We start from the raw sequence: 10,273 nt of genomic DNA, 5'->3' as shown, positions 1-10,273 counted from the left end.
GGTAATGGCAACACATTGGCGGTTGTTGCAACGCTGGCGGGACCGCATAGTTGCCCGGTCGCCGAGGTATTGGCGGCCGATCTTAGCCGGTCGAGAAGCAGCCTATGAATGCAGACACTTCATCCATGGAGCTTTCCAATGACCGACTTCATCCCGCTACAGAGCAATCTCACCCCTACCCCAGTGTTCCACCTCGACCGCAACGCCCCGGCTGCTGACTTGCACGGCGGTGCGGTGCAGCGCATCAAGGCCTCGCGCGACCTGCTGCACAGCCTCAACTGCCTTGGACTCAAAGGCGTCGATGAGCGTGATCTGAACCACTTCGTCAACGCCGCCCACTTGCTGCTGCAAGACGGCTGCGATGCCCTGGATGCCTTGCAGTGGCGGCTGGAGGCGTAAAGGCCTCGGTCAAACCTGCCCGGTTGGCCTCTTTCGAGGTCAACCGGCGGTCTGGTCTTTCCCCTCAGCAGGCGTCGACGAAGGGCCCATCCAGGTGCCATACAGCTTCTTGGTATTGATAAAAGTGAACAGCCCCACACCAAGGGCAAGCACCACAAAGCCCCAATAAGCCTGGTCACTCCATTGAAAAGCCACCCACGCCTTGTACAGAAAAAAACCGACAGCGCCTGCTCCCGCAAGACCGAGCACCGAGATGAAAAACCAATAAATCAAACGTTCTGCCATGTTGAAACTTCCTTGCCTCATTAATTAAAAGTACGCAGTTATTGCTACCTATCAGGGTGAATCAACTAATCGCTTTGGCGCCCTCCAGAGCACAAGTTTCAATCACGGTATGTCACATGCCGGGCCATCAGATTCGGCCGGCTGAAAGTGTCGATGGCATCAATCTTCCCGAGCATTTCCTTGACCTTGGCCTTGAAGGTTTCATCGTCCATATCGATCCAGTAACGCGCTGGGCGTTGCTGTTGCCGGTCGTATTCGGCGGTGACCGGGTCCAAGTGGCGATAGGGTTCGTACAGGGGAATATCAGGCAGGGGGCGGCTGATATCCATGAAGTTCTGGAAGAAATCCCATAAGGCGCAGGGCTTTTGCAGGGTGTTGTCGGGAGTTATAAGGCTGTTGAAGTTGATTCGAATATCGCGATAACGATGGATCAGGAACAACCCGTTCATGGGCGAGCCCTGACGATCTGGACTGGTGACGATGTAGGCATCGAATTCGTAGAACGGAGCAGTGACCTCATCGATAACGCCTTCTTTTTTAAAGCGCTTGTAGTCGAAGAAAGTGACCAGGCCTGTTCGGCGATTAAGCTCCCAGAGAGGGCCTTTGGGGGGGCGAAACCAGATGTGTGGGAAGTGATTGATAACGATGTGCCCTACTATCCAACTCAATAAGGCGGGGAACATGAAAGGCCAAAATCCACTCATAAATGCTTCAAAAAACCCTATTTTAATATCGGAGTTTTTGGTTGCAATTGAAATTATTAGACTGATCACCACATATACAATTGCAAGCAATATAAAGCCGACTTTCCCGAAGGATAACAGGATCATCCAGAAACGAGAGCGAAACGAAAGTTTGGTAAATCGAAACTGTTCCTGATCATATTTTTGATGAAGTTCAGTGCCCTCTAAAGGCGCGGGAGTATAAGTACCATTGGCTTTTTTTCTTCTTTGTCTTTCCTGAGCTTTTCCGCGAAGCGCATATCATCTGGAGTGGGATCTTCCATGATGCTATCTGGAGCCACATCCTGAGTATTCCCCCATGGCAAACGTACTCCTGAGAACTTAAGCAGCCAGCTTCGCTCCCCGGATACGGGTTGATCTGGGATTTTTCTCGGATTGTATGCCACTTCCCCGTAGTAAGACGGCTCGATTAACTTATTCATTGCTGGTTTCCTTGTGAGTCTGTTCGTCAGCCCAAAAGGAACGATTTATTTTATTGAAGTCCGGCTTGGCATAGGTCGGTTCATAAAGTGTTGAGTCTTTAACTTTAGGAGCGGGAAAGTAATGGGTTTCACCACTGCCGTTCAGAACAATCTGTGCACGAACCGCCCATTGCCATTTTCTAGTTTCATAGTGAGAGGTAACAGTGTTTGGTGGAGTTGAGAAGTACAGTTCGAGGGCATCGTTGTATAGACGTTGTGCCTTGGGAGATGAACCCATGACAGGTTCTTTGTCATAACTATGTGGAGAACCCTGGATCGTCATTTTGGTGACCCTTTGATAAGGACGGCATTCGGCCTGAATATCGAGGGTCCCCATACTGCCTAGCAAACCTGGGAGGCGGCTTTCAATACGGATCAGGGTATCGGCACTGCGCACTGAATGAGGCACTTCAGCACGGGAGTCCAGTTTGGCGTTAGGCTCGAAGAGCGGGTTGCGGCCAACGACGATGCTGATACCGGCGAACACGCCAAGCAGACGATAGAAAGCCTCTTGCGGATCTCGTAGGTATTGGACATCAGCGCCTGCAGGGCCAAAAGTCTCAGCGCTTAACCAATCTTCCATCAGCATTTCACTGCCCGTGTCAGTCAATGTACTGCACATGGTTTGCCATCAGATTAGGCCGGTTGAAGGTATCGATTGCATCAATCTTCCCGAGCATCTCCTTGACCTTGGCCTTGAAGGTTTCATCGTCCATATCGATCCAGTAACGCGCTGGGCGTTGCTGTTGACGGTCGTATTCGGCGGTGACCGGGTCCAAGTGGCGATAGGGTTCGTACAGGGGAATATCAGGCAGGGGGCGGCTGATATCCATGAAGTTCTGGAAGAAATCCCATAAGGCGCAGGGCTTTTGCAGGGTGTTGTCTGGGGTAATAAGGCTGTTGAAGTTGATACGGATATTGCGATAACGATGGATCAGGAACAACCCGTTCATAGGCGAGCCCTGACGATCTGGGCTGGTGACGATGTAGGCATCAAATTCGTAAAACGGCGCTACTTCCTCATCGATAACACCTTCTTTCTTGAAGCGTTTGTAGTCGAAGAAAGTGACAAGGCCGGTGCGGCGATTGAGTTCCCAAAGAGGGCCTTTTGGGGGACGAAACCAGATGCGAGGGAAATAGTTGATAATAATGTAGCTTACCCCCCAACATAGCAGCGCCGGGAACAAGGCAATCCAGAACGCACTCATAAATGCTTCAAGAAAACTAATCTTCACATGAGAGTCTCTTGACGCTATTGATAGTAGCAGGCTGACAATTATTGATAAAAAAGAAAAAAAGTAGAATCCAAATTTTCCAAAAGACCCTAATATCAACCAGAACTGCGAACGGAATGGCAATTGAGCAAAGCGATATCTTTCTTGATCATACTTCTGATGAAGTTCAACACCCTCAAAAATAGCAGGTATGTAAGCCCCATTGGCTTTCCTTTCGTTTTTTTCTTTTTCAGCAGCCTCCCAAAAACGCATACTTGAAGGTTTTGGATCTTGCATGATTCTGCTGGGGACTACGTGTTGTGTATTCCCCCATGGCAAACGCACCCCTGAGAACCTAAGCAACCAACTCTGTTCTATCGGAGTTGGTTGATCTGGAATGTCGCTAGGGCTGTAAGCTGTTGGCTCATAGTAAGGCAACGTTTCAATTGCTTTATTCATTACCCGATGCCTTATGCGTTTGTTCGTCGGCCCAAAATGGGTGTTGGGTCTTATTGAAGTCGGCCTTGGCATAAGCCGGCCCGTATGCTGTTGGGTCTTTAACTTCCGGTGCGGGGAAGTAACGGACTCCACCGCGGCTTTGCAGAACAAACTGTGCCCGAACCGCCCAGTACCAGCCGCTGGTTTTAAAGGAGGATGGGCCTCTATTGGCAGGAGGGGTAGAAAAATAGAGCTCAAGACTGTCGCTAAATAGCCGCTGTGCTTTGGGTATGGAACACATGGTGGGCGCTTGAATATCGGTACGGTAGGGCGAACCTTTGATGCTGTAGCGGGTGATGGTTTCACAGAGTCGACAATCCGCCTCGATATCAACGCTACCCATACTGCCGAGCAAGCCTGGAAGTCGACTTTCTATACGAATCAGGGTATTGGCACTGCGCACTGAGTAGGGCACTTCCTCCCGACCGTCCAGTTTGGCGTTTGGCTCGAAAAGCGGATTGCGGACAATGCTGATGTTGATACCGGCGAACACGCCAAGAATACGATAGAAGGCCTCTTGCGGGTCTCGTAGGTGTTGAGTTGAAGGGCCGTCGTCAGTGCCAAAGGGCCCTGCATTTAACCAGTCTTCCAGCGGGGTGCTGCTCAGCCAGAGCACCAGGCCGGTGCCGATACCGATCAATAACAGGGCAACCCAATTCAATGGATGCATGCCTAGTACTGGGGCCACGCCGCTGAACAGGCCAGCAGCGACACCTGAGAGTCCCCCCGCCGCCATCAGCAGGTAGCCATACATGGCCTGGTCATTCCATTGCCAGGCATGCCAGGCGTCATAGAGACTTACTCCGGCGAAGAGCAGGCCACCGACCGATTGGGTAAGCAGGCGAATTGATAGGTCTCTTGTTACAACTTCCCCTAACGCACTGCTTAGATATTTATTGATTGTTGTGTCCGATATTCTATGAAGCGCTCTTCTTGTAAAAATCTCTGCTGGTTGACTACCAACGAACTTAACGGTCAGCGCCTCCATGGCAATAATAAGATCGGTACTGGCCCCTAGTGCGCCCCCAATCACTCGGTATACTCCTTTCTCGCTGGCATTCTTCTCCCACGCCTGCACCTCCGCCCTTACATTCCACATCTCCAACATCAACACCGCCGCCGCAAAAGGCCGGCCGTTCAACACTCGCCAGGTATGAGTTTTCCTCCGCTGCTGGCTTAAATGCTCACTAGCATCGTTCAAGGCGCTTCTGGCGCGGGTGCTGTTTGCCGCGTCGGCCGCAGCGATGCTGTCTGCCTGTTGGGCGGCGTTGATATGGCGGTTCAGGCTGCCCACGAGTTGGGCGGTGCTGTGATTGCGCGGGATCACCAGTACCCAATGCTCGGCACTGGCTATATCCGCTCCCGACATGCGTGTGCGGCTGGTGCTGCCCAGTAGGTTTCCACGGGCGTCGAGAAACTCTCCATGGATTCTTTTCGCCCGGACCTGACGCGTGGGCAGGTCCTCCAGGCCGAACAGGTAGTAGTTCCGCGTGACCGCCCCACGGCGCATGAAATAGGCCGGGCCAAAGGTCGCGGGCATCAAGCTGCGCAGTTGCTGCACGCCACGGCCATGCAGGGTGATGTTGACTGGCTGGGCCTGTGCGCCGAGGCGCTCGCGCATTTGGTTCAAACGTTCATTGGCCTGGTGGCTGGCGGTTCGGCTGGCGGTGGCGGTTTGTGCGGCCTGGTTGGCGGCATTGCGCGGGGCTACGGTGGCTGCAAGGGCCCTGTCCACGGCGCCTTGCAGGTTTTCGAAAAAACCTATCAAAGCGGCGCTGGTGTTCTTGCCGTTGAGTGTCAGAAAACTGTCCAGGCGACCTTCAGCCAGCAGTGTGGCCAGCAGGGCGCTGTCCAGCAGTTCCTGTTGCGCGAGAGACGGAGGCGCCTGGTTTTCATGCTTGGCCAACTCGGTCGGACGAAAGCAACCATCGCCAAGGTTTAGGTCGTCCTGGGTCGGAACCTTGTAGGGCACACAGACCATTTCCAGATCACAGGACGGCCAGAGCATGCGGTGCCAGGCGCAGGTCGTGTCTTCGGCAATGCCGCTGAGCAGTTTCTGTGCACGGCTGGCCTTGGGGCTGTACAGGCTGACGCCGGTCACGGCGTCCACCACATCGCCGGTGGGTGACAGTGGATCGAGCCGCCCCGGCGGCAGGGCCATGCTCGCCATGGCCTGGCTCAGGGTGAACAGCGCGGCCAGGTAGTCGAAGCCCTCCAGGCTCAGGTGGTCGGCGAAGGTCTGTTGGGTAACGCCCTGCTCCAGGCATTCGCTCAGCAGGTCCTGGGCGCTGTTCATGTGCTGCCAGACCATGGCCCGCTCCACGGTGGCGGTGCAGTGGTTGATGGCCTGCTTGCCTGTGTCGTTGAGTTTCTTCATGCCGGCATGCAGTGCATTGGTCTGCCCCGCGAGCTGGCGCGGAACCACCAGCTGCTGCACCAGCAGCGCACTGCCGTGGTTGGGCTCTTGGGCGGCGCGGCGGGCGCAGAGCATGAGCAACTGGTGATGAGTGTTGAGGCGCATGTGCAGGTGGCGCACGCGGTAGCGTGGGTCGTCCAGCAATACGCCACAGAGCTGGCGTTGCCGGGCCGATTCGAGGACGTCGGCCACGCTGTCCTGGGCCAGCCATAAATCCTTTTTTTCGCCTTCTGCCTCCGGCTTGCTGCCAGGCTCGGGTTCGGGCGCCGGCAAGGAGGCTTCCAGGGCATCGGCGATGGCGGTCAGTTCCAGCGCTACGCTATGGGGCTGTTCTGCGCTGCCGGCGGTGCAGGCTTGAAGGAAGGCCTTGGCCTGGGTGCTGGCCTGAACGGGGAATTGTCCGGACAGGTCGCACAGGTAACTGCCTGGATGTTCGAGCATCCACTCGTAGCCCGGCGCCCGGGGGCGTTGCGGTGCGGCCACGCTGACCGGGAAAGCATTCGACTGGAGATTGAGCCAGGTGGTTCTGGCCTGAGACGCAGCGCTCTGGTTGGTGGCGTTGTGCACATCGAAAGCGGCAAAGGCCTGCACCATCGCTGTGCCATCCGGCTGGTTCTTGTACAGCCGCTTGAAACGCTGGTCAGCGCTGCGCAGGTCGGGGCTCCGGCAGCGTTGGCCACGCAGCTTGGCGTCCTGTTCCAGGCGCTGTAGCCGGGGGGCGCTGAGCTGGACTTCCGAGAAGCACAGCTGCACATCATCCACTCGCCGGTCATTCCAGCTGGCCGGTAGCCAGATATCGTCCAGGGCCTGACCGCTGGCCTTGCGTTCACCGGGCTTGAAGCTCTGGCCCTGGCGAAACTGCGCCACATCGATGTCGTGGTAGGTGGTCTTGTCGCCCTCGATACGCACTTCCAGCTCGCGCCACAGCCGCTGCTCGTGGAACACGTAGACGTAGCCAGTGCGCGCCAGTACCGGCGTGCCAAGGTCGTAGGCGCTTTTGCTGCCGGGCAAGGCGACAAAGGGCAACACCGGCACCAGCTGGTTCCACTGGGCATCGCTCTGGCGGGGCGTGGGGCGCGGGTTGTCGAGCAATGGCAGGCAAATGGGCGCGCCCTGAGTGGTGGCGATTTCCAGGCACAGTTGTCCCTTGGCCAGGCCGGCGCTGTTCCAGACGTGCAACACACTGCTGCACAGTTCCCGTTCCAGGGGCTCCTGCTCGCCCTTGAGCGGGCTGCGGGCCTGATCCAGCAGCACCAGCTTCTGGCTCTCGGGATGATCCTTGCCGATCACCTGGACGATCAGTTTGCCGGCTTCGCAGGCCGGGCCCGGGCTCAGGCTACCGATGGGGGCGCTCATGTCAGTGACTCCTTGTCTTGCCAATGCCGACGTAACAGTTCCAGGCGGTCCTCATTGCTGGTGTGTGAAGCCAGACGCGGCAGGTCGTGGTGGGCATAGCGCAGCCGCAGGTCGAGAAAACGCTGCAGTTCCTCGGCCTGGACGAAGCCCAGATCCATGCCCTGCTCCAGGTACTCACTCGCTTGGGTGAATGACAGGTCACGCTGCCGCTTCCACCATTGATACAGGAAGTACTCTCTGCGCTGACGCTGCAACGCTTGCTCCTGTTGCTGGCTGAGGCGAGCCGGAGCGGCTACGGGCATCGTCCTCCATTGCGCAGCGTGTGGGTTGTCGACGCTCAGCCAGCGCTCTTTATCCTCGGCCTGATCGGCCCAGGTGCCGCCATACCAGCTCAAGCGCGAGACAGGCCCCAGCCACGGCGCAAGGCTTTGAGCGGCATCGGCGGCAAAGAAGTAACTGGCAGTGGTCGGATTGCAATAACACAGCACCCCCTTGCGCTGTTCGCCAAAGCGCACCAGCAGAATATGCCGCAGGTGCTCCAGCAGGGTGTCCGTGGGCACCGAACTTTCAAGGATCAGCCCCGGCCACTGCTCCGGCTCCTGCCTCATGAACTCCAGCACCCGGGGATTGCGCGCGCAGTCCAGCCAGACCGGACTCTGCTCACGGCATTCAGCCAGCTCAGTGGCGTCGAACAGCAGGCTGGGCGAGGGATCATCCGTCGCCTGGTAGATTTTTTCCAACAGGTACTCACTGCGCTCCAGCAGCACTGAGGTGTTCATCCTGATGCTCCTGCCAGCAGGGCCTTTCTGCACGGGCAATCGGTCAGCGGACACTGCATGGGCGTGCCGCCCTTGGGCTTCTGGCACAGCTCCACCAAAGGCAGTTTTTCCTTGAGCCGTTGTTGCAACAAGGCCCCGGGCTTATCTTCATCCGCCGCCTGCAACGGCCCCGGCAACAACGGCGCCGCACCAGTGCCACTGCCCGGGCTGCCGCCGGAGTTGTTATTGACCAGGGCGCCGCTGAGGGCCACGCCGCCGGCGTCGATCTTGATCCAGCTGCCGCCGCCCTTGAGGGTCAGTTCGCTGCCGGCTTCGAGCACTACTTTCAGGCCGCTGGACAGGTGGATTTCCTGGCCGGCTTCGATGAACAGGCCGTTGCCCAGTTGCAGGTGCTGGCTGCCGGCGATGCTCAGGTGATCACTGGCGCGGGCTTCGACTTTGCGGTCGCCATGCACGGTGTGGTGTTCTTCAGCCTTGAATTCGCTGTAGCTGTTGGCCTCTACCGTGTCGTGGCGCTGGTGGCCGACGCGGATTTTCTGGTCGTGCTCGATGTGCTGGTCCCAGTCGCGCTGGGCGTGGATGAAGATTTGCTCGGCGCCTTTTTTGTCTTCGATGCGCAGTTCGTTGAAGCCGCCGCCACCGGGGGAGCTCAGGGTCTTGAAGGTGCTGCGGGTCTTGTGTTGCGGCAGCGGGTAGGGAACGACGTTTTCCTTGTGGTACAGGCAGCCGGTGATCAGCGGCTGGTCGGGATCGCCTTCGAGGAAGGTCACCAGCACTTCCATGCCGACCCGGGGGACGGCGATGGCGCCGTACCAGGCGCCGGCCCAGGCCGAGGACACCCGTAGCCAGCAGCTGCTCTTGTCATTGCCCTGGCCCTCGCGGTCCCAGTGAAACTGCACCTTGACCCGGCCGTGGGCGTCGGTGTGGATTTCCTCGTCTTGGGGGCCGGTGACCTTGGCGGTCTGGCTGCCGAGAATCCGCGGCTTGGGGTGTTCCAGGGGCGGGCGATGGGGCACCTCCCAGGGGGTGGCGGTGAAGCGGTTGCGGTAGCCCTGGTGAAAGCCTGTTCCGGCCCGGGTGTCGCTGGTGATGGACTCTTCCAGCACCTGCGGCTGTTTGCCTTCGTGGAGGACTTCGGTCAGTAGCCACAGGTCGTTCCAGGCCGGGTGGGGGTGCCCGCTCAGGGGCAGGAAATGCCCGCTGCGCAGGCTCGGCTGGTCGCTGTGGCCGCTGGCCTGGCGGTAGTCGCTGCGGTGCCGTTCCAGGGCGCGTCTGGCCAGATGCTTGCCGCGCTCGCGGTCGGTGAAGCGTCCGGGGTAGGCGTAGTCTTCAAGGTCCGGCTCGGCTTTTGGCTCTTGCGGTTTGGCCGCTCCCTGCATCTGCAGGCGCGGTTTTTCGAAGTCGTAGTCGCGGCGCGTGGTGCGGCTGGGGCGCGCCTCGAAGCGCAGCTCGAAACGCTTGATCACCGGCTCGCTGGCCACCAGGCCGGAGTCTTGCCGGTAGGCCACCGGGGCCAGTTTGCGGAACACCGTCTGGTCTTCGCCGAACACCAGTCGATGCCCTTCGCGGCTGTGCTGAAAGTGGTAGTGCAGGCCCTCTTCCTCGCACAGGCGCTGGATGAAGCGCAGGTCCGATTCGTCGTACTGCACGCAGTACTCACGCTCCGGGTAGGGGCCGGCGAGGTGGAAGTGGTAGTCGTTGCCGAGGATGCCGTGCTCTTCCAGCACCTGGGCGATGATCTGCGGCACGCTCAGGTGCTGGAAGATCCGTTGGTTGATGCGCTGGCCCAGATAGGCCAGGCGCGGGCCGAGGGTGATCCGGTAGTGGGTCAGGCGACGACCGCGGTCGCCTTGGACGATGCGCTGGATCTGCCCGTGAATGCCGCTGCCATCGGCCGCCAGTTGCAGGAAGGCCGGGGTGTGCAGCAGCGCGTCCAGGTCCAGGTTGGAGCGTTCGCTGACCAGCTCCAGGTCGAAGGCGAAGGGCCGGCTGATGCGCTCCCGGCCCTGCAGGCCGAGCACTTGAAAGTCGTGGGGGCGACCCTCCAGGGTCAGGCTGAAATGCGTCTGGTCGGCGGCGGCGAACATTCCCTGTGCCTCGATGCGGGCAGTGCAACTGCTGA

6 protein-coding genes and 2 pseudogenes are annotated in these 10,273 nt (G+C 58.4%); 1 reads left to right on the top strand and 7 read right to left on the bottom strand.

Annotation, left to right across the window (positions count from 1 at the left end; translation table 11 throughout):
• Window positions 1-138 precede the first annotated feature (138 nt).
• Entirely contained in the window at window positions 139-399 is a 261-nt protein-coding gene (locus GWQ44_RS07865; RefSeq protein WP_016968736.1) for a hypothetical protein, read from the top strand.
• A 39-nt stretch (window positions 400-438) separates the two neighbouring features.
• On the opposite strand, the gene GWQ44_RS07860 is transcribed toward GWQ44_RS07865, so the two are convergent.
• The 7 genes and pseudogenes from GWQ44_RS07860 to tssI all read right to left on the bottom strand — a co-directional run bounded on the left by GWQ44_RS07860 (window position 439) and on the right by tssI (window position 10,238).
• Window positions 439-684 (bottom strand): hypothetical protein, encoded by a 246-nt coding sequence (locus GWQ44_RS07860; RefSeq protein WP_275926987.1) that lies wholly within the window; start codon window positions 682-684, stop codon window positions 439-441.
• Between the two features lie 98 nt (window positions 685-782).
• A pseudogene (locus tag GWQ44_RS07855) lies at window positions 783-1,690 on the bottom strand (hypothetical protein).
• Window positions 1,691-1,841: 151 nt separating this feature from the next.
• A complete protein-coding gene (locus GWQ44_RS07845) occupies window positions 1,842-2,477 on the bottom strand; it encodes a hypothetical protein (RefSeq protein ID WP_275926984.1) in 636 nt (211 codons plus the stop codon).
• Between the two features lie 13 nt (window positions 2,478-2,490).
• Window positions 2,491-3,399 carry a hypothetical protein gene (locus GWQ44_RS07840; RefSeq protein WP_275927067.1) on the bottom strand — a complete coding sequence of 303 codons (909 nt, stop codon included), beginning with the start codon at window positions 3,397-3,399 and terminating at the stop codon, window positions 2,491-2,493.
• 154 nt (window positions 3,400-3,553) lie between these two features.
• Window positions 3,554-7,372, bottom strand: a complete 3,819-nt coding sequence (locus GWQ44_RS07835) for a toxin VasX (RefSeq protein ID WP_275926983.1) — start codon at window positions 7,370-7,372, stop codon at window positions 3,554-3,556.
• A 230-nt stretch (window positions 7,373-7,602) separates the two neighbouring features.
• A pseudogene (locus GWQ44_RS07830) lies at window positions 7,603-8,151 on the bottom strand (DUF4123 domain-containing protein); the annotation flags it as partial.
• A complete protein-coding gene (tssI, locus tag GWQ44_RS07825; protein ID WP_275926981.1) occupies window positions 8,148-10,238 on the bottom strand; it encodes a type VI secretion system tip protein TssI/VgrG in 2,091 nt (696 codons plus the stop codon). The gene tssI and the pseudogene GWQ44_RS07830, both read right to left, overlap by 4 nt.
• Between the last annotated feature and the right edge of the window lie 35 nt (window positions 10,239-10,273).

Origin of the sequence: Pseudomonas sp. 3MA1, assembly GCF_029237275.1 — a bacterium.
In the GTDB taxonomy this organism is placed as follows: Bacteria; Pseudomonadota; Gammaproteobacteria; order Pseudomonadales; family Pseudomonadaceae; genus Aquipseudomonas; species Aquipseudomonas fluorescens_AP.
The sequence above is the reverse complement of the archived record's forward strand: the minus strand, read 5'-3'. Positions and strand labels throughout refer to the sequence as shown.

Excerpts from the sequence above, each read along its gene's own strand:
- GWQ44_RS07865 (WP_016968736.1), top strand. The coding sequence starts at position 139 with ATGACCGACTTCATCCCGCTACAGAGCAATCTCACCCCTACCCCAGTG.
- GWQ44_RS07860 (WP_275926987.1), bottom strand. The coding sequence starts at position 684 with ATGGCAGAACGTTTGATTTATTGGTTTTTCATCTCGGTGCTCGGTCTT.
- GWQ44_RS07840 (WP_275927067.1), bottom strand. The coding sequence starts at position 3,399 with ATGCAAGATCCAAAACCTTCAAGTATGCGTTTTTGGGAGGCTGCTGAA.
- GWQ44_RS07835 (WP_275926983.1), bottom strand. The coding sequence starts at position 7,372 with ATGAGCGCCCCCATCGGTAGCCTGAGCCCGGGCCCGGCCTGCGAAGCC.
- tssI (WP_275926981.1), bottom strand. The coding sequence starts at position 10,238 with ATGTTCGCCGCCGCCGACCAGACGCATTTCAGCCTGACCCTGGAGGGT.
- GWQ44_RS07845 (WP_275926984.1), bottom strand. The coding sequence starts at position 2,477 with ATGCTGATGGAAGATTGGTTAAGCGCTGAGACTTTTGGCCCTGCAGGC.